At 67.7% G+C, this 19,714-nt stretch carries 15 protein-coding genes; 5 read left to right on the top strand and 10 right to left on the bottom strand.

Annotated elements, in window-relative coordinates:
• Nucleotides 1-137: 137 nt before the first annotated feature.
• From ubiE to pstS, 3 genes are all read right to left on the bottom strand, one after another.
• A complete protein-coding gene (gene ubiE, locus J2X21_RS19860; RefSeq protein ID WP_310331503.1) occupies nt 138-869 on the bottom strand; it encodes a bifunctional demethylmenaquinone methyltransferase/2-methoxy-6-polyprenyl-1,4-benzoquinol methylase UbiE in 732 nt (243 codons plus the stop codon).
• Between the two features lie 110 nt (nt 870-979).
• Nucleotides 980-1,369 (bottom strand): gamma-butyrobetaine hydroxylase family protein, encoded by a 390-nt coding sequence (locus J2X21_RS19855; RefSeq protein WP_310331502.1) that lies wholly within the window; start codon nt 1,367-1,369, stop codon nt 980-982.
• Between the two features lie 14 nt (nt 1,370-1,383).
• Nucleotides 1,384-2,427, bottom strand: coding sequence for a phosphate ABC transporter substrate-binding protein PstS (gene pstS, locus J2X21_RS19850; RefSeq protein WP_310331501.1), 1,044 nt, complete (start codon nt 2,425-2,427; stop codon nt 1,384-1,386).
• Nucleotides 2,428-2,528: 101 nt separating this feature from the next.
• On the opposite strand from pstS, the gene J2X21_RS19845 reads away from it, so the two are divergent.
• Complete coding sequence (locus J2X21_RS19845; RefSeq protein ID WP_310331499.1) at nt 2,529-4,568, top strand: M13 family metallopeptidase; 2,040 nt, start codon at nt 2,529-2,531, stop codon at nt 4,566-4,568.
• A 71-nt stretch (nt 4,569-4,639) separates the two neighbouring features.
• On the opposite strand, the gene J2X21_RS19840 is transcribed toward J2X21_RS19845, so the two are convergent.
• Complete coding sequence (locus J2X21_RS19840) at nt 4,640-6,460, bottom strand: S8 family peptidase (RefSeq protein ID WP_310331498.1); 1,821 nt, start codon at nt 6,458-6,460, stop codon at nt 4,640-4,642.
• Between the two features lie 430 nt (nt 6,461-6,890).
• Here J2X21_RS19840 and J2X21_RS19835 point away from each other — a divergent pair, with 430 nt between their 5' ends.
• Nucleotides 6,891-7,394 carry a hypothetical protein gene (locus J2X21_RS19835; protein ID WP_310331496.1) on the top strand — a complete coding sequence of 168 codons (504 nt, stop codon included), beginning with the start codon at nt 6,891-6,893 and terminating at the stop codon, nt 7,392-7,394.
• On the opposite strand, the gene J2X21_RS19830 is transcribed toward J2X21_RS19835, so the two are convergent.
• Genes J2X21_RS19830 through J2X21_RS19820 form a run of 3 tightly spaced genes read right to left on the bottom strand, consistent with a single transcriptional unit; the run spans nt 7,358 to nt 12,001 of the window.
• On the bottom strand, nt 7,358-7,795 hold the full coding sequence (locus J2X21_RS19830; RefSeq protein ID WP_310331495.1) for an HIT family protein: 438 nt from the start codon (nt 7,793-7,795) through the stop codon (nt 7,358-7,360). The genes J2X21_RS19835 and J2X21_RS19830 overlap by 37 nt on opposite strands.
• Before the next feature lie 4 nt (nt 7,796-7,799).
• Nucleotides 7,800-8,150, bottom strand: coding sequence for a 2OG-Fe(II) oxygenase (locus tag J2X21_RS19825; protein ID WP_310331494.1), 351 nt, complete (start codon nt 8,148-8,150; stop codon nt 7,800-7,802).
• Nucleotides 8,147-12,001, bottom strand: coding sequence for a DUF3683 domain-containing protein (locus J2X21_RS19820; RefSeq protein WP_404667393.1), 3,855 nt, complete (start codon nt 11,999-12,001; stop codon nt 8,147-8,149). Before J2X21_RS19820 ends, J2X21_RS19825 begins: the two co-directional genes overlap by 4 nt.
• A gap of 50 nt (nt 12,002-12,051) precedes the next feature.
• On the opposite strand from J2X21_RS19820, the gene ugpQ reads away from it, so the two are divergent.
• Together ugpQ and J2X21_RS19810 are read left to right on the top strand one after the other, a co-directional pair.
• A complete protein-coding gene (gene ugpQ / locus J2X21_RS19815; RefSeq protein ID WP_310331491.1) occupies nt 12,052-12,780 on the top strand; it encodes a glycerophosphodiester phosphodiesterase in 729 nt (242 codons plus the stop codon).
• A 110-nt stretch (nt 12,781-12,890) separates the two neighbouring features.
• Nucleotides 12,891-14,297, top strand: a complete 1,407-nt coding sequence (locus tag J2X21_RS19810; protein WP_310331489.1) for a methyl-accepting chemotaxis protein — start codon at nt 12,891-12,893, stop codon at nt 14,295-14,297.
• 24 nt (nt 14,298-14,321) lie between these two features.
• On the opposite strand, the gene J2X21_RS19805 is transcribed toward J2X21_RS19810, so the two are convergent.
• The 3 genes from J2X21_RS19805 to J2X21_RS19795 all read right to left on the bottom strand — a co-directional run bounded on the left by J2X21_RS19805 (nt 14,322) and on the right by J2X21_RS19795 (nt 18,018).
• The gene (locus J2X21_RS19805; protein ID WP_310331487.1) at nt 14,322-15,647 is read right to left on the bottom strand and encodes an NCS2 family permease; all 1,326 of its coding nucleotides are present in this window, start codon (nt 15,645-15,647) and stop codon (nt 14,322-14,324) included.
• A gap of 113 nt (nt 15,648-15,760) precedes the next feature.
• Complete coding sequence (gene guaD, locus J2X21_RS19800) at nt 15,761-17,062, bottom strand: guanine deaminase (protein WP_310331485.1); 1,302 nt, start codon at nt 17,060-17,062, stop codon at nt 15,761-15,763.
• Nucleotides 17,063-17,067: 5 nt separating this feature from the next.
• On the bottom strand, nt 17,068-18,018 hold the full coding sequence (locus J2X21_RS19795) for a LysR family transcriptional regulator (RefSeq protein ID WP_310331483.1): 951 nt from the start codon (nt 18,016-18,018) through the stop codon (nt 17,068-17,070).
• Nucleotides 18,019-18,115: 97 nt separating this feature from the next.
• On the opposite strand from J2X21_RS19795, the gene xdhA reads away from it, so the two are divergent.
• A complete protein-coding gene (gene xdhA / locus J2X21_RS19790) occupies nt 18,116-19,699 on the top strand; it encodes a xanthine dehydrogenase small subunit (RefSeq protein WP_310331482.1) in 1,584 nt (527 codons plus the stop codon).
• Nucleotides 19,700-19,714 lie beyond the last annotated feature (15 nt).

The following is a 19,714-nucleotide window of genomic DNA, read 5'->3' as shown; positions in this document are numbered from 1 at the left end:
CTGGGTTCGCGAGGAACAGCGATTTAGAGCTATTTCAAGACAGAAGTTCCCCTGCCCCCACGTTCTTGGGGGGTAAGGAATCAGCAATCGGAATGAAGGGGCGCGCGGCGGCGCTCAGGCCGGCCCGCGCCGGTGCATCAGCACTTGATGCCAGCGTGCAGCGCGACGATGCCCGCACTGAGGTTGTGCACGTCGACGTGGCCGAAGCCGGCCGTCTTCATCATGGCCTTCAGCGTCGCTTGGTCGGGATGCATGCGGATGGATTCGGCAAGGTACTTGTAGCTCTCGGCATCGCCGGCGAACAACGAACCCAGCTTGGGCAGGATGTTGAAGGAGTACCAGTCGTAAGGCTTCTTGAGCGGCTCGGCGATCCTGGAGAACTCCAGCACCAGCAGCCGGCCGCCCGGCTTCAGTACGCGACACATCTCGGCCAGCGCCTGATCCTTGTGCGTCATGTTGCGCAGGCCGAAGGCCACGCTGACGAGGTCGAAGCTCTCGCTCTTGAACGGCAGCTTCTCGGCATCGGCCAGGCTGGTGGGCAGCACCAGGCCCTCGTCCAGCAGCCGGTCCCGGCCCTGGCGCAGCATGGCCTCGTTGATGTCGGTGTGGACCACCAAGCCGGAGTCGCCCACCTTGCGCGCGAAAGCGCGGGACAAATCACCGGTGCCGCCCGCGATGTCCAGCACGCGCTCGCCCGGCTTCAGGTTGGCCACCTGCACGGTATAGGCCTTCCAGGCCCGGTGCAGGCCGGCCGACATCAGGTCGTTCATCAAGTCGTACTTGGACGCGACCGAGTCGAAGACGCCGCGGACCTTGCCGGCCTTCTCGTTCTCGTCAACTTGCTGGAAACCGAAATGCGTTTGTGTCATTGGAGCCCCTCGTCCGACGGGTACATCGGCCGGTCCCCCAAAGGGACGCAGGCCGGCTTGGGAGCGGCCCGGCGCTCGGCCTGCCCGTGGCGGGTGATGAATGTCATGGGTCAGTGCGATTGGCAGCCACCGCCCTTGACGGGCATGGGATCGTCGCGACCTTTGCCGGCGGCGACGAGGCGGGCCTCGTAGTCGTGCCAGAGGCTGTCCTGCTGGCTGCCCAACTTATATAGATAGTCCCAGCTGAACAAGCCCGTGCCGTGGCCGTCAGAGAAGTCGGGCCGGATGGCGTAGTGGCCCACCGGCTCCAGTGCGTTGATCAGCACGTCGCGCTTGCCCGTCTGCAGCACCTCCTGGCCCGGGCCGTGGCCCATGACCTCGGCCGAGGGACTGTAGACGCGCATCAGCTCGAACGGAATGCGAAAGCGCGCGCCGTCGTCGAAGGCGATCTCCAGCACGCGGGACTGCTGGTGGACGGTAATTTCAGTGGGCTGCGCCATGCCTCAAGTGTCCCTCAGAACGATTGGTAGGCAGGAAGCTGTCCGTCCTTCGGCCGCACCTGTGTGAAGCGCGCCGCCAGCCGCGACTGCACGCTGACCGGCAGTGGCGCGAAGCCCGAGCCCCGCGTCAGCTCGTCGCCATGCATGAAGCACCAGTACAGGAACTTCAGTGCGCCCAGCGCCTTCGCGGCTGTGGCCGGCTCGGCATCCACGAGCACGAAGCTGGTCAGCGTGATGGGCCAGGCCTCGGCGCCGGCACGGTCCAGCAACGTCGCCAGGTCGTCGCCCGAGCGGTGCATGTCGCTGTCCAGGATGGCGGCGCGGAATCCCGCCTCGCTGGGCGCGACAAAGCGGCCCGCCGCGTTGCGCAACTTCACGGCGGCCAGCTTGTCGCGCAGCACGCGGTCGAAGGACACGTACGCGATCGCGCCGGGCGTGGCGCGCAGCGTCTGCACCATGCCGTCATTGCCTTCGGCCTTCAGCGGCTCGGTCGGCCAGGCCGGCGCGGAGCCGGCCCCCACCTCGGCCTTGAAGCGCGTCGACGCGCCGGCCAGGTAGCGGGTGAAGCCCTCGGTGGTGCCCGACTTCTCGGCCCGCACGACGCGCCGCACCGGCAGCACCGGTAGCGCGACGCCGGGGTTCAGCGCGGCGATGCGGGCGTCGTTCCAGACTTTCACGCGGCCCAGAAAGATGTCGGCCAGTAGCTCGCCGTCCAGTTGCAGCGGTGCGGTCGAGCCTGGCAGGTTGATGACCGGCACCACGCCGCCCACCAACATCGGGATCTGCACCAGCTTGTGTCGTGCCAGTTCGGCAGCCGGCAGCGGCGTGTCCGTACCGCCGAAGTCCACACCGCGCGCCTGGATCTGCTTGATGCCGTCGCCGGACCCCGTGCCCTTGTACGCCACCGCCCCGCCGCCGGCCTTCGCAAAGGCCCGGGCCCAGGTGTCATAGACCTTGGAGGGGAAGGTGGCGCCCTGCCCTTGCACGGCCTGGGCCGTGGCGGCGGAGGACAAGACCAGGCCGGCAAGGATCAGCGGCAGGCGATAGAAAAAGGGCATGACCGGAAAACTAGCGAAAACCCGCAATCATGCCCGGTGTCTTCCGTCCGATTGATGAAGCGGGCCTCTAATCGCTGTTTTCACTGGCTCCACCCCTCGCCATGAACCGCTTCCCCCTGCACCGCCTGGCCGCTGCCACCCTGGCTGGCCTGGCTGGCCTGGCTGCGACCGCCAGCCTGGCACTGGACATCAAAGGCCTGTCCAAGGACGTCCAGCCCTGCGACGACTTCTACGCCTTCGTCAACGCCAACTGGGAGGCCGCCACCGAGCTGCCGCCCAGCCGCGCCCGCATCGGCAGCTTCGAGCAGCTGCGCCAGGCCAACGACGAGCTGCTGAACCACGCGCTGAAGGAGCTGGCCGACAAGCCAGCGCTGCAGACCACGCCTGGCCTCAAGCTCATCGCGGCCTACTACGCCAGCGGCATGGACGAGGCCGCCATCGAGGCGCGTGGCCTGTCGTCGGTGACGCCGCTGCTGAACCGCATCGCCGGGCTGCAGCGGCGCGAGGATCTGCCCACGCTGATCGCGCTGCTGAACCGCAGCGGCGTGGCCGCGCCTATTGGCTATTCCGTGCAGCCTGACCGCAAGGACACGCGCCGCAATGTGCTGGCGCTGACCCAATCCGGTCTGGGCCTGCCCGACCGCGACGACTACTTCCGCGATGACGAACGCACGCGTGGCCTGAAGACGGCGTATCGCGGCTATGCCCGCACCCTGCTGAGCGGGGCTGGGCTGCCGGCCGGCGATGCAGAGTTGGATGCCGTCTACGCCTTCGAAACCCGCCTGGCGGAGGTCTCGCGCGAACGAGCCCGGATGCGCGACCCCAACGGCAACTACAACCCGATGACCCCGGCCGAGTTGGCCACGGCGGCTCCGGGTCTGGACTGGACTGGCTACCTGGCCGTGCTGACGGCCGGCGCCAAGCAGCCGCAGCGCCTGCTGGTGGGCCAGCCCGAGTTCGCCACGCGTGTGGCCCAGCTCGCGGCCGAGACACCGCTGGACGTCTGGCGCAGCTACCTCGCGCTGCGCGCGCTGGACGCCACCGCGCCGCGCCTGCCCAAGACCTTCGCCAACGCATCGTTCGAGTACCGCGGCAAGGCCATCACCGGCCTGCAGGCACCGGCGCCGCGCAACGAGGACGTCATCCGCCAGATCGGCGGCCAGTACGGCACCGAGCCGGTCGCGCTCGCGCTGGGGGAGCTGTTCGTCGCACGCGCGTTCTCGCCCGAGGCGCAGAAGCGCTCGCTGCAGCTGGTGGAAGACGTGCGCGCCGCGATGAAGGAGCGCATCGAGAAGCTGGACTGGATGACGGCCTCCACCAAGGCCAAGGCCCAGGACAAGCTGGCCCGCATGCAGCCCATGATCGGCGCGCCCGCCAAGTGGCCGCAGTTCGAGGGCCTGCAGCTGAGCGCGAATGACTACGCCGGCAACTGGCTGAAGGTGGCGCTGTGGCACAGCGGCCAGCAGATGAAGGACCTGGACGCGCCGGTCGAGCGCGACCGCTGGCGCACCAGCCCGCACATCGTCAACGCGTTCGCGGGCGGGCTGAACCAGATCACCTTCCCGGCCGGCATCCTGCAGCCGCCGTTCTTCTCCGCATCAGCCGACGACGCCACAAACTACGGCGGCATCGGCATGGTCATCGGCCACGAGATCACGCACCATTTCGACGACAGCGGCCGCAACTTCGACGCCGGCGGTTCGCTGACCGACTGGTGGACGCCGGAAGACGCGGCCGGGTACAAGGCCCGCGCCGACAAGGTGGCCGAGCGCTACGCGGCGATCTCGCCGCTGCCGGGCTACAACATCAATGGCCGGCTGACGCTGGGCGAGAACATCTCGGACATCTCCGGCCTGCCCATCGCGTTCGAGGGCCTGCAGCGCGCGCTGAAGCGCAGCGGCACGGCGGACAAGAAGGTCGACGGCTACACGCCCGCGCAGCGCTTCTTCATCAGCAACGCGCTGGTCTGGCGCACCAAGGTGCGCACGGAGTTCCTCATCAACCAGCTGCGCACCGACTCGCACTCGCCGGCCAAATACCGCGTGCTCACGCCGATGAGCAACACGCCCTACTTCGGTCAGGCGTTCTCGTGCAAGGCGGGCAGCGCGATGGTGGCGAAGGATCCGTTGACGGTCTGGTGACGCCAAGACCACAGCAATGAAGAACGGGGCCATCAGGCCCCGTTCGTTCTTTCAGCGCTGCAAAGCGCTGATTACCACTGCAGCTTCAGCGTGTACGCACCAGTACCGCTGTAGCGCAGCACCTGCACGTACAGCGTGACGGCGCTGCCGCCGCCGTTGGCGTAGCTGGTGCTGTCGACCTGGCCCGCGGCCTTCTCGCTCTTCGCCAGCGTCGTGCCGGCGCTGTTCTTCACGTAGAGGTCGAAGTCGTTGCTGTTGCTGGCCGCGGTCAGCGTGGCGGACAAGGTCTTGCCGGCGGGCAGCGTCACCTTGAAGTAGTCGGTGTCGCTGGTGCTGCCGACGCTGCCGGCCACGTTGGCGGGTGCGCTGACCGTGTTGGCCGTCGCGATGGTGCCGTTGGACTCGGCCTCGTTCACGGTCGGCAGCTGCGTGCTGGTGATGGCGGTGATGGCCGCCGCCGCATCCACGATGCCCGTGCCGCAACCCGAGCAGCTGCCCGGGAAGGCGCGCGCGCTGCTCTGCAGGGCGGCCTTGATCTCGTCCGGCGTGGCCGACGGCTTGGCGCTCAGCATCAGCGCGGCAACACCGGCCACGTGCGGCGCGGCCATGGACGTGCCCTGGTACCAGGCGTAGTTGTCTGCACCCGGGCCTTGCGTGCCGGCATTCAGCGTGCTGAGGATGCCGTTGCTGCTGGACGAGCGCACGTCACCACCCGGCGCCGCGATCGCGACGACGTTGCCGTAGTTGGAGTAGTAGGCGCGCGCGCCGTTGCGGTCGGTGGCCGCCACGGTGATCACACCCGAGCAGTTCGCCGGGCTGGAGTTGCTGGCGTTCTGGTTCTCGTTGCCGGCCGCGACGACCACCACGGAACCACGTGAACGCGCGCTGTTGATCGCGTTCTGCGACGTCGTGTCGCAAGTGCCGCCGCCGCCCAGCGACAGGTTCAGCACGCGCGACGGCGTCGCGTTCGCCGGCAGGCCGGTGACGCTGCCGCCCGAGGCCCAGATCATGCCGTCGGCGATGTCGGACGTGTAGCCGCCGCACTTGCCCAGCACGCGCACGGCCTGCACCTTCGAGTTGAAGGCGATGCCGGCGATGCCCGCGCCGTTGTTCGTGCGGGCAGCGATCGTGCCGGCCACATGCGTGCCGTGCCAGCTGGAGCCGGAGGCCGGGTCGCCGGCGGCGCATTCGTTGGCCGCGGTCCAGTCGCCCGGGTCGCTGGGGTCGTTGTCACGCGCGTTGCCATCGTTGGCCACCGCGGTGTCCTTGATCATGTCGTAGCCGGCGACGATCTGGCCCGACAGGTCCGCGTGCGGGCGGATGCCGGTGTCGATGACGGCGACCGTGATGCCGGTGCCGGTGGCCAGGTCCCAAGCGGCGGGCGCGCGGATACCGCCGGTCGTCGAATGCAGGTCCCACTGCGAGTTGTAGTTCGTGTCATTGGGCACGAGCAGCGGGTACATCTTGCGATCGGGCTCGGCATAGACGACATCCGGGTCCGCTGCCTTCAGTTCGGCCGCAAGCGCCTGCAGCTCGCCGTGCGATAGCTTGCGGTCCAGCTTGAACACGTGGGCACCGGTGCCCATCTGGCGCATCAACCCGGCGCGCACGCCGCGTTGCGCCAGCTTCGCGTTCAGCACGGACAGACGGTTGTTCATCGTGCTGGCGGCCACGCCGCGGGCCTTGAGCACACTGCGGTCGGCCGCATCCTCTTCTGACGCATCCCGGTAGCCGACGATCAGCCGGTCCGTGATCGGTGCAGCGCGCTGCACGATGCTCGCGATGCCGCGATCGACTTCATGGTTGGACACACCGGCCTGGGTAGCGCCGGCTGCCAGCAGGCCACAGGCCAGCGCGAGCAGGGTTCTCTGGTTCGCAAAAACAAAGCTCATCTTGGAAGTTCCGCAAAAGTCACCGTGGCGGACGGCGCACCGATCCGGCCCGCGGGATCACCACGAGCAGCGCCGCCTGGTTCAAGGCTGCCGACGGATGCTTGGTTGACTCCCACACCGCCGTCGGCATGGCGCCATCCGGAAGCGCGGCAGTGTGTCGATTTGACGAAGGCAGACTTGTCACTTCGAGCGGTGACGGAAGTCACCCTAGCGGGCAAGCACCTATGGCCGGACGCCGTGACGAATGACATGCACGCGCTCCAACGCGCGAATCGCAACTCGCGCAGTTCATGCGCGTTTTTCCGCATGCCGTCGCAAGCAACGGGCAACTCATCACCTCCACCTTGGGCGCATCGGGTCGCGGACCTAGTCTGAGCACAGGTCAACACATTTCCGTGTCCCTGCAGTCGAACGAACCAAGGAGTCCGCCATGTCTACCCGTTATTCCCTGTCGCAGCGCACCTCTACGCAGAACAGCCTTTTTGCCGCGCTCGCCTGCGCCATCACGCTGACGCTGACCGCCGGCCCCGCGCTGGCGGCCCCGCTGGATCGCGTGGAAGTCAGTGGCCGAGGCGTCGTCGAGGCGCCGGTGCGCTACGACGTGACCAAGCAATGCCGCAACATCGGCCCGCAACTGGAAGAAGCGCTGCAGACCACCTGGGCCAAGCAGCGTGCAATGGGCAGCGTGCGCGTGCAACTGCTGATGGAGAACGGCCAGGTCGCCGGCGTGAAGGCGCGTGGCCTGTCGGCACCGGTCGCCCGCGCCGTGCGCAATGCCGTGCAGGAACTGGATTGCGGCCCGCAGGCCGTGGCCAGCGCGCAGATCTATCGCTTCGCCGTCGACTTCGTCGACCCCAACGACAGCCGCTTCCACGACAGCAGCCGCATGGCCAGCGCTCAGTCCGGCGTGCGCGTCGCGCTGGTCAGCGAGTAAGCAATCGCGGCGTCGACTTCCTGCAGGGGCCGCGCCAGCACCGGCGCGGCCTCGCGCCGGGCCGCGGCCCAGATGGGCGCGGGAAAGTGGCTGTCACCGTCGAAACGCGCGATGACATGCCAGTGCAAATGCGGCACTACGTTGCCCAGCGAGGCCAGGTTGACCTTGGTGGGCGCCAGCAAAGACCTTAGAGCGCGCTCGATCTCGGTGACAGCGTCCATGCACGCGTGTCTATCCGTGACGGACAGGTCGCTGAACTCGGCGACATGGTCGTTCCAGATGAGTCGATAGAACGCCGGGAACTGCAACGCTTCTTCACCGTCAACGACACGGACGACGCGGAACTTCGGTGTGCGGGCGATGACGAGGCCGCCATCGGTGGTACAGAGCGGACAGGACATGGGTTCAGCCTTTCAGGACCCAGCCGACCGACAGCACGTATCGGCTGCCACCTTCGACGCGCGTCACGCTGTGCTCGCAGGCGTCGGGGCGGAAGAACTTGATGCGCCGGCTTTGCCAGATGGGCGTGGCGCAGACGAACTCGCCACCACGCGGCGAGGCCTTCACGACGATGTTGAGCCGGTAGTGCCGCCCGGCCTGCACCGGGTCGGTGTGCGGCGGGATGGCGCTGCCCTCGGGGTAGCGGATCAGGTAGCTGTCGAACGGCAGAGGCCACCGTGCGGTGAGCAGCAGCATCTTGTCGTAGCCACTACCTTGGCGCCCGCGCTGCCACCGGAAGGCAGCGCGCAGGTTCACACCAGCACCCGCTCGATGCCGCCTTCGTTAGCCTTCTTCACGTACTCCGGCATCCAGTTCTCACCCAGGATCTGGCGCGCCATCTCGACGACGATGTAGTCGGCTTCGAGCAGACCGTTCTTCAGGTCGTCGCCATAGCGGCTCAGGCCCTGCAGGCAGCTGGGGCAGGAGGTCAGGATCTTCAGGTTGTCGTTGGCGCCGACCTTGCCCGACTCGCGCAGCTGCGCCTCGGTCTTGCGCAGTTCCTCTTCCTTGCGGAAGCGCACCTGCGTCGAGATGTCCGGGCGCGTGACGCCCAGCGTGCCGCTTTCGCCGCAGCAGCGCTCGCTCTTCACAACGTTGTCGCCCACCAGCGCCTTCACCGTCTTCATCGGCTCCTGCTGCTTCATCGGCGTGTGGCAGGGGTCGTGGTACAGGTAACTCTGCTTGGAGCCCAGCGTAATGCCCTTCTCCAGCAGGTACTCGTGGATGTCGATGATGCGACAGCCCGGGAAGATGTCCTCGAACTTGTAGCCCTGCAGCTGGTCGAAGCAGGTGCCGCAGCTGACGACGACGGTCTTGATGTCCAGGTAGTTCAGCGTGTTGGCGACGCGGTGGAAGAGCACCCGGTTGTCGGTGATCATCTTCTCGGCCTTGTCGAACTGGCCCGAGCCGCGCTGCGGGTAGCCACAGCACAGATAGCCGGGCGGCAGCACCGTCTGCACGCCGGCATGCCAGAGCATGGCCTGCGTGGCCAGACCCACCTGGCTGAACAGGCGCTCCGAGCCGCAGCCGGGGAAATAGAACACGGCTTCCGTCTCGGCCGCGCTCTGCGGCGGCCGGATGATGGGCACGTAGTCCTTGTCCTCGATGTCCAAGAGCGCACGCGCCGTCTTCTTGGGCAGGCCGCCGGGCAGCTTCTTGTTGATGAAGTGGATCACCTGTTCCTTGATGGGCGCGGCGCCGACGGTCGCGCGCGGCGCGCTCGTCTGCTTGCGGCCCGCGGGCCTGAACAGATCCACCGCCAGACGCTGCGCCTTCATGCCCACGCCCACCATCGCCGTGCGCGCCAGCTTGATGGTCTCGGGATTGGTCGCGTTCAGCATGAACATCGCCGCGGCGTTGCCGGGCCGGAAGCTCTTCTGGCCCATCTTGCGCAACAGGTTGCGCATGTTCATGGTCACGTCGCCGAAGTCGATCTTGACCGGGCACGGCGTCACGCACTTGTGGCAGACCGTGCAGTGGTCGGCCACGTCCTCGAACTCCTGCCAGTGCTTGATGGACACGCCGCGGCGCGTCTGCTCTTCGTACAGGAAGGCCTCGACCAGCAGCGACGTGGCCAGGATCTTGTTGCGCGGGCTGTACAGCAGGTTGGCGCGCGGCACATGCGTGGCGCAGACCGGCTTGCATTTGCCACAGCGCAGGCAGTCCTTGATGGACTCGCTGATCGCGCCGATGTCGCTCTGCTGCATGATCAGCGACTCGTGCCCCATCAGGCCGAAGGACGGCGTGTAGGCATTGCGCAGGTCCGCGTTCTTCAGCAGCTTGCCCTTGTTGAAGCGGCCTTCCGGATCGATGCGCTGCTTGTAGTCGGTGAAGGCGGCCAGCTCGTCGTCGGTCAGGAACTCGACCTTGGTGATGCCGATGCCATGTTCGCCCGAGATCACGCCGTTCAGCGAGCGCGCCAGCTTCATGATGCGCGCCACGGCCTCGTGGGCCGTCTGCAGCATCTGGTAGTTGTCGCTGTTGACGGGGATGTTGGTGTGCACGTTGCCGTCGCCGGCATGCATGTGCAACGCCACCCACACGCGGCCGCGCAGCACGTCCTTGTGGATGCGCTTGCACTCTTGGACAAGCGGCTCGAACGCCGCGCCGCTGAAGATGGCTTGCAGCGGCTTCAGGATCTGGCTCTTCCAGGACGCGCGCTGCTCGTGCGTCTGCAACTGCTCGAAGAAGCCCTGGCTGTCGATGCCGTCCAGCCACTGCTGCCACAGCGCGCGCACGTCGCGCAGCAAGGCCAGCGCCTGCTGCACGCGGTCTTCCAGCAGCTCGGCGCTGGGGATCTCGCCGGCGTCGTCGCTCTTGCCCAGCGGCAGCTTGCCGGCAGTGAACAGCGCCGTCAGCGCATCCACCAGCTCCAGCTTGTTGCGCAGGCTGAGTTCGATGTTGATGCGCTCGATGCCCAGCGTGTACTCGCCCATGCGGTCCAGCGGGATCACCACGTCCTCGTTCACCTTGAACGCGTTCGTGTGCTTGCTGATGGCCGCGGTGCGCTTGCGGTCCAGCCAGAACTTCTTGCGCGCGTCGGCGCTGACGGCCACGAAACCCTCGCCCGAGCGGCCGTTGGCCAGGCGCACGACCTCGGACGTGGCGCGGGCAACCGCGTCAGCGTCATCGCCGACGATGTCGCCGATCAACACCATCTTTGGCAGGCCGCCGCGCTTGCTCTTGGTCGCGTAGCCCACCGCCTTCAGGTAGCGGTCGTCGAGATGCTCCAGACCCGCCAGCAGAACGCCCGTGCTGGCGATGCTGAACATGTAGTCCTTGATGTCGACGATGCTGGGCACGCAGTCCCGGGGGTTGCCGAAGAACTCCAGGCACACCGTGCGCGTGTGCGCCGGCATGCGGTGCACGATCCAGCGCGCGCTGGTGATGAGGCCGTCGCAGCCTTCCTTCTGGATGCCCGGCAGGCCGGCCAGGAACTTGTCCGTGACGTCCTTGCCCAGCCCTTCCTTGCGGAACACGCGGCCCGGGATGTCCAGGCGCTCGGTGCGCTCGAGGACGCGGCCGCCGGCGTCGAAGTAGCGCAGCTCGAAGCTCGCAACTTCCACATCGTGGATCTTGCCGAGGTTGTGGTTCAGGCGCACGACCTCCAGCCACTTGGCCTCGGGCGTCACCATGCGCCAAGAGGCGAGGTTGTCCAGCGCCGTGCCCCACAGCACGGCCTTCTTGCCGCCCGCGTTCATGGCCACGTTGCCGCCGATGCAGCTGGCCTCGGCAGACGTCGGGTCGACCGCGAATACAAAGCCGTTGGCCTCGGCCATGTCCGCCACGCGCTGCGTGACGACACCGGCCTCGCTGAAGATGGTGGGCACCTCGCGGTCCAGGCCCGGCAGCTTCAGCATCTCGACGCCGCGCAGGGCTTCCAGCTTCTCGGTGTTGATGACCGCGCTGTTCCACACCAGAGGAATGGCGCCGCCCGTGTAGCCCGTGCCGCCGCCGCGCGGAATGACGGTGAGCCCCAGCTCGAAGCAGGCGCCCACCAGGCCGGCCATCTCGGCCTCGGTGTCCGGCGTCAGCACGACGAACGGGTACTCCACGCGCCAGTCGGTCGCGTCCGTCACGTGCGACACCCGGGACAGCCCGTCGAACTTGATGTTGTCCTTGGCCGTGACCTTGCCCAGCCGCTTGGCCGCGCGTTTGCGCAGTTCGGCCACCTGCTCAAACATCACCGCGAACTGCGCCACCGCCTCGCGGGCGGCCACCAGCAGCTCGCCCACGAAGCCGTCCCGCTGCGGGTCGGCCGCTGCATCGCGGCGCTTCTCCACCTCGGCGAGGCGGTGGTGCAGCGCCTCGATGAGCATGACGCGGCGCTTGGGGTTGTCCAGCAGGTCGTCCTGCAGGTAGGGGTTGCGCTGCACCACCCAGATGTCGCCCAGCACTTCGTACAGCATGCGCGCGGATCGACCCGTACGTCGTTCACCGCGCAGCTTGTCCAGCAGCTCCCAGGCCCGGGAGCCGAGCAGGCGGATGACGATCTCGCGGTCGGAGAACGACGTGTAGTTGTAGGGGATCTCGCGCAGACGCGGTGCGTCGGCATGGGTGTCGGCCGCGTCAGCAGCGACCGGCATCAGGGGATGCGGAGCGTTCATAGAGGGTCGGGATTATCGCAGCGGGGGTGTTTCCCAGCAGAATCCCGGGCATGAAGCCCTGGCCCTATCCCCTGTGGCTCGCCCATCGCGGCGCCGGCAAGCTGGCCCCGGAGAACACGCTGGCGGCCTTCCGTGTCGGCGCCGGTTTTGGCTATCGAGCCTTCGAATGCGATGTAAAGCTCAGCAAGGACGGCGAAGCCTTTTTGCTGCACGACGACACCCTGGACCGCACGACCAGCGGCCAGGGCTCGCCGGCCGAAGCCGACTGGGCCGAGTTGGCCCGGCTGGACGCCGGCGGCTGGCACAGCCCGCCCTACGCCGCCGAGCCGCTGCCACGGCTGGACCAGATCGCCGCGTTCTGCCGGGCCAATGGCTGTGCGCTGAACATCGAAATCAAGCCCTGCCCTGGGTTTGAGCGGTTGACCGGAGAGGTGGCCGCCCGTGAAGCACAGCAGCTTTGGCAGGGGGCACTTCCTCCGCTGCTGAGCAGCTTCAAGCCCGAGGCGCTGGAAGGCGCCAAGGCTGCGGAGCCGCAGCTGCCCCGCGCACTGCTGCTTGACAAGCTGTGGGATGGCTGGCCGGAAGTGGCCGAGGCGCTGGACGTTGTCGCCGTCATCACGAACTGGCGGCTGATGGATGCGGCGCTGATCCAGCGACTGCACGGCAAGGGATGGCGTGCGCTGGTCTACACGGTCAACGATGCCGACGTGGCCCAGCGACTGATCGCCGATGGCGTCGATGGCGTCATCACCGACCGGGTGGACTTCTTCACGCCCTGAGGCAGTAACAACCTCGATTCGTTTGGTCCGTGGCGCGGGCCTCACAGTCAGCTTTTGCTGTTTCCCACCCAGCCTCGCAAACTGAATGATCACCTCCAGGAGATCCATGCATGACGTCTCTCACAGCATCTCGCCAGCGAGGTCTTCGGTTTCGACTGCTGCTCGGCTTTGGCGTCGTGCTGTCGTTGATGGTGATCATGGCCGCCGTCTGCGCGCAGCGGCTGTCTGTCATCCACACGTACAACACCTCGCTCGATGAGCGCGCCTATCGGCTGAGCATGGCCAACCAATGGCTCTCGGCCCTGCAGATCGCCGCGGCCAAGGAATCCGCAGCAGATCCGCAAGGCGGCGAGCTGGCGGGCAAGCTGCAGGGCCTGGTCAGCGCCGGATCGGAAAAGTCGGCGCTGCAAGCGGCCGTCGCGGCGGCACAGCAGCCGGTGGCTCAGCAGGAAGAGGCCGTCAAGGGCTTGGTCGACGCCATGGTGAAGCTGCAGATCGCCGACAGCGCGATGCTGCAGCAGGCCAGCCGTCAGGCCTTTGTGCTGTTGCCCGTCCTGACCATCGTCTCGCTGATCGTCGGCATCGCGATTGCGATCGCCATCACCCGCTCCATCACCGCGCCGGTGGCGCAGGCCGTGCTGGCCACCCAACGCATCGCCGAGGGCGACCTGTCGCAGCTCGTGGAATCGGACAGGTCAGACGAACTGGGCACGCTGCTGCGCGGCGTGGCCAGGATGCAGTTGCAGCTCCGAGACATGCTGGCGCAGGTGCGCCGCACGTCCAACAGCATCGATCACGCGTGTTCGGAGATCGCCAGCGGCAATGTGGAGCTGTCTCAGCGCACCGAGGTGGCGGCGTCCAATCTGCAGCAGGCGGCCAGCTCGGTCGAGGAGCTGAGCAGCACCATGCGCCAAAGTGCGGAGTCTGCGGCGAGTGCCAATCAGCTGGCCGGGTCGGCGGCGGGCGTTGCGCGCCGCGGCGGCGACGTGGTGGCGGACGTCGTGTCGACGATGGCCGACATCGACGCGGGCTCCAAGCGTATCGCGGACATCATCGGCGTCATCGACGGCATCGCCTTCCAGACCAACATCCTTGCGCTGAACGCCGCCGTCGAGGCAGCGCGCGCCGGCGATCAAGGGCGCGGCTTCGCGGTCGTTGCCGGGGAAGTGCGCAGCTTGGCGCAACGCTCCCCGACCGCCGCCAAGGAGATCAAGTCCTTGATCATCGGCTCCACGGAGCGCGTGGAGAGTGGTTCCAGTCTGGTGCGGCAGGCCGGCAGCACGATGAGCGAGATCGTTCAGAGCGTGCAGCACGTGACCGAGGTGATCAACGGCATCTCGCTCGCCGCCTCGGAACAGCAGGCCGGCATTGCCCAGATCAACCAGACCGTGACCGAGCTGGATCGCATGACCCAGCAGAACGCGGCGCTGTCTGAACAGACCACCGCGGCCGCAGAGTCGCTGCGCACCCAGGCGCACGAACTGAAGGCAGCCGTCGGGCGCTTCCGGCTGTCGTAACCGGCACGGACCGACGGGGCCAGTTCAGTGGCTCACGTAGGCGAACTTGAACAGGAAGATGCCGGCAATGATCCAGACCATCGGGTGCGCCTCACGATACTTGCCGGTGAACAGCTTCAGCACCGCGTAGCTGATGAAGCCGAAAGCCAGGCCGTTGGCGATGGAATAGGTCAGCGGCATGGCCAGCGCGGTGACCGCGGCCGGCACCACCTCGGTGGTCTCATCCCAGTTCAGCTCGACCAGCTCACGCAGCATCAGGCAGGCCACGTACAGCAGCGCTGGCGCGGTGGCATAAGCCGGGACGACGCCGGCCAGCGGCGCGATGAACATGCAGGCCAGGAACAGCACCGACACGGCCACGGCCGTCAGACCGGTGCGACCACCGGCCTGCACGCCGGATGCGCTCTCGATGTAGGCCGTGGTGCTCGACGTGCCCAGCAGCGAGCCAGCGAAGATGGCGCCGCTGTCCGCCAGCAAGGCCTTGTTCATGCGATCCATCTTGCCGTCCACCAGCAGCCCGGCGCGCTTGGCGACGGCCATCAGCGTGCCGGTCGCATCGAACAGCTCGACGAGGAAGAACACCAGCACGATGTTCAGCAGGCCCACGCCCAAAGCGCCCTGGATGTCCAGTTGCATGAAGGTCGGCGCGATAGACGGCGGCATGTCGAACACGCCGACGAACTTGTTGCCGGCGAAGAAGAACGACAGCACCGTCACGCCCAGGATGCCGATCAGGATGGCGCCGCGCACCTTCAGGCAGTCCAGCACGACGATGGTGAAGAAGCCCAGGATGGCCAGCACCGCGGGCGGCTTGTGCAGGTCGCCCAGCGTCACCAGCGTCGCGGGGGACGCCGCGATGACGCCCGAGCTCTTCAGCGCAATGATGGCCAGGAACATGCCTATGCCCGCCGTGATGCCCACGCGCAACGCGTGCGGCACGCCGCGGATGATGACCTCGCGCAGCCGGAACACGGACACGGCGAGGAAGAGGCAGCCGGAGATGAACACGGCGCCCAGCGCCACCTGCCAGGTGACGCCCATGCCCAGCACGACGACGTAGGCGAAGTAGGCGTTCAGCCCCATGCCGGGCGCCGTCGCAACGGGGTAGTTGGCGTACAGGCCCATGATCAGCGTGCCCAGCGCCGCGATCAGGCAGGTGGCCACGAAGACCGCCCCCTTGGGCATGCCCGCATCACCCAGGATCGTCGGGTTGACGAAGATGATGTAGGCCATCGTCAGGAACGTGGTCAGGCCGGCCATCAGCTCGGTGCGCACGGTGGTCCCATGGGCCTGAAGCTTGAACATGCGCTCCAGCCAGGGTGGGGAAGTTGTCGGCGTCGGTGTACTCATATCGCCAACTGTGGGGTTCGGGCTCTGCATTTTGTCTCCTGCCTCGCTCGTCATGGGGTGCGCCCGGGGCCGCGTCTGCAGCGCGTTGCTCCCGGGGCAATGGCACCGGTTTGTTACGCCCGGCGGAATCTCGGTGTGCCGGCCACATAGGCCGCCTGCAGCAAGCGCTCGTCGCCCAGGGTCATCCAGGCAAACAGCTTCTCGTGCAAGTCTTGAGCCAGACCGATGCGGTGCTGCATCAGCGGCGTGCTCGTCCAGTCCCAGACTGCGACGTCGGCATGGCAGCCGGTGTCGAAACTGCCGATCTCGTCGGCAAGGTGCAGCGCTTGCGCTGCACCCCGGGTGGCCCCGTACAAGGCCTTGTAGGCCGTGAGCTTGACGCCGCGCATGGCCTGGACCTTGTAGGCGTCGGCCAGCGTGCGGATCATGGAAAGACTGGTGCCGCCGCCGACATCGGTCGCCAGCGTCACGTGCGCGCCCTGCCCTTCGGCACCCAGCCAGTCGAACAGACCGCTGCCGAGGAACAGGTTGGAACTGGGGCTGTGCGCGATCTGCGCGCCGGTCTCGCGCAGCAGCACGCGGTCGGTGTCGTCCAGCCAGATGCCGTGGGCCAGCACGGCGCGCTCGTTGAGCAGGCCATGGCGGTGATAGACATCGAGGTAGCTGCGCGACTGCGGGAACAGCTCGGCCACCCAGCGCACCTCGTCGCGGCTCTCGGCCACGTGGGTCTGCATGTAGGTGCCCGGGTAGGCCTTCATCAGCGCGGCGGCCATGTGCATCTGCTCGGATGTGCTGGTGGGCGCAAAGCGCACCGTCAGCGCATAGGCCAGCCGGCCGCGGCAATGCCAGCGCTGCACCAGGTCCACGCAGTCGCGTTCTGCTTGCTCAACGTCGTCGCGCAGGCCGTCCGGCGCGTGGCGGTCCATCAGGATCTTGCCGGCGATGAGGCGCATGCCGCGCTGCTCGGCGCCCGCGAACAGCGCCTCGGCCGACACCTTGTGCACGGTCGGGAAGACGACGGCCGACGTCGTGCCGTGCGCCAGCAGCGAATCGAGGAAGCGCTCGGCGCCGGCAGCGGCGACCTCAGGGTCGGCATAGCGGCGCTCGGCGGGGAAGGTGTAGGTGTTCAGCCATTCCAGCAGCTCGGTGCCGTACGACGCGATGACGTCCAGCTGCGGGCTGTGCACATGGGTGTCGATGAAGCCGGGCATGACCAGGCTGCCGCGGTGATCCACCTGCGCCCAGCTGGCATCGGGCGCGTCCGCCTGAACGCCGGCGATGCGGCCGCCCTCCACCAACAGCCAGTGGTCGGGGCGATAGCGCACGCCCTGCGCGCCGGTCGGGGCGGCAAAGCCGGGATCGGCCGTGAAGTCGAGCAGGTCGCCGCGCAGGGCATAGCGTTCAGGAAAAGTCATCGGGTTCAGTGAGGGGTGGACAAGGAGCGCGCGACATCGCGCACCTGCTCGCGCAGCCAGCGGCCGGCGGCGGAGTGATGGCTCAACTCGTGCCAGAGCTGGTAGTAGTTGAGCGACGGAAAACTGACGGGGCAGCGCACGATGCGCAGCCCGTACTGGTTGGTGTAGCGGGTGCAGAACTGGCGGCCCGTCGTCAGCACCAGCCGCGAGCGGGCGACCATCAGCGGTGCCAGCCCGAAGTGCGCGCTGCGCACGGCGATGTTGCGCGTGAGGCCCAGTTCCTCCAGGTGCTCGTCGATGACGCCGCGCGCGCCCGGGTGCAGCGGCGTCGGCGCGACATGCTCGCTCTCCAGGTAGCGCTCGGCCGTCCACCAGCGGGGGCGCTGCACGGCGGGATGGTCCTCGGCGACGAGGCACACCACTTCGTCGGTCAGCAGCCGGCCCAGGTGCAGCTCGGCCGGTGGCGACAGCCAGTTGCCGATGACCAGGTCCACCTCGGCGCCGGCCAAGCTGCGGCGGTAGTCGTACTCGCCGGACAGCGGCAGCAGCTCTATCCTGACGCCGGGCGCCGACGCCTTGATGCGGGCCACCAGCTGGGGCAGGAACAGCGGGTCGAGGTAGTCGCTGGCGGCGATGCGGAACATCAGCGTGCTGCGCGCCGCGTCGAAATCCAGCCCCTTGACGCGCGACCCGAACATCTGCTGCGCGTTGCGCAGCATCTCGGTGGCGGGCTTCAGCAGCTCCAGCGCCACGTCGGTGGGCGCCATGCCGGGGCCGGAACGCACCAGCAGCGGATCGCCGACGAGCGTGCGCAGACGCTTCAGCGCGGCGCTGACGGCCGGCTGAGTGGTCTGCAGCCGCAGGGCGGCGCGGGAGACGCTGCGTTCGGTGATCACGGTGTGAAAGACCCTGACGAGATACAGCTCAATCTTGTCGAAAGCTGGTCGGTCCGTCATACAACTCCGTTGATAGTCGACATGCCCGAAAGAATATAGATATCCGGCGCCGAACAAGTACCTTTCAGGGCATCACCCGACCCACAAGAACATCCGCATGGACACGCAAACACGGCCCATCCGCTTCTATCACCACGATCGCGGAGAGATCGTCAACATCACCGACATGGCCCCGACCCGCTCGGTGCTGAACTGGCTGCGCGAGGACGCGCGCTGCACCGGCACCAAGGAAGGCTGCAACGAGGGCGACTGCGGCGCCTGCACCGTCATCGTGGCGGAGCTGGCCGACCAGGCCCGCCAGGTCGGCACGCCGTCGGCCGAGGCCACCATCGTCGGCGAGCTGTCGCTGCGCACGGTCAACGCCTGCATCCAGTTCCTGCCCACGCTGGACGGCAAGGCACTGCTGACCGTCGAAGACCTGCAACAGATCGGCGGCGGCGCGCTGCACCCGGCGCAGCAGGCGCTGGTGGAATGCCACGGCTCGCAATGCGGCTTCTGCACGCCCGGCTTCGCGATGTCGTTGACGGCCTGCTACGAGCGCCACTGCGAAGCCGGCACCCGCCCGACGCGCCAGCAGCTGGCGGACGAGCTGTCCGGTAACCTGTGCCGCTGCACCGGCTACCGCCCCATCCTGGACGCCGGCGAACGCATGTTCGACCTGCCCGCCGCCCGGCTCAACACCCAGCCCATCGTGAAGGCGCTGCGCGAGCTGCAGCTGGCCGGCGGCCTGGCCTACGAGGCCCCCAACCCTGCCATGCCCACCGACGCCGGCCCGCGCCAGGATCGCTACTGGGCGCCGCGCAGCGTCGACGAGTTCGCCACGCTGCGCATGCAGCACCCGCAGGCCCGGCTGCTGGCCGGCTCCACCGACATCGGCCTGTGGGTCAACAAGCAGTTCCGTGACGTGGGCGACCTGCTCTACATCAACGACGTGGCCGAACTGAAGCGCATCACGCGCGACGACGGCCTGCTGCGCATTGGCGCCGCCGCCCCGCTGGAAGACGCTTGGAGCGCGCTGGCCACGGAATGGCCCGTGCTGCAGGACATGTGGCTGCGCTTCGCGTCGCTGCCGGTGCGCAACGCCGGCACCATGGGCGGCAGCATCGCCAACGGCTCGCCCATCGGCGACAGCGCACCGGTGCTGATGGCGCTGGGCACGCAAGCCGTGCTGCGCCGCGGCGCCACGCAGCGCCGGCTGCTGCTGGAAGACTTCTATCTGGACTACATGAAGAACGCGCTGCGCGCCGGCGAGTTCATCGAGGCGCTGGAGGTACCGCTGCCCGCGCCCGCCACCACGGTGCGGGCCTACAAGCTGTCCAAGCGCTTCGACTGCGACATCTCCGCCGTTGCTGTCGGCCTGACCATCACACGAGACGGCGACACCGTCACGGCGGCGCGCTTCGCCTTCGGCGGCATGGCCGCCACCGTGAAGCGTGCGGCCCACGCCGAGGCCGCCGTCGTGGGCCAGCCATGGAACGACGCCACCACCCGTGCCGCGATGACCGCGCTGGCCCTGGACTTCAAGCCGCTGACCGACATGCGCGCCAGCGCCGGCTACCGGCTGCGCGCCTCGGCCAACCTGCTGCGCCGCTTCTGGCTGGAGACCCGCCGCGATGCGCCGCTCGCAATCGGACAGACCAGCGTGTGGAGCGTCATGCCCCACCTCACCGTGACCGCCTGAGCGCGCAAATCCCGA

Origin of the sequence: Roseateles asaccharophilus (assembly GCF_031458115.1) — a bacterium.
Lineage (GTDB): Bacteria > Pseudomonadota > Gammaproteobacteria > Burkholderiales > Burkholderiaceae_C > Pelomonas > Pelomonas asaccharophilus_A.
Note: the sequence above shows the minus strand (reverse complement) of the source record. Positions and strands in the feature narration are given on the sequence as shown.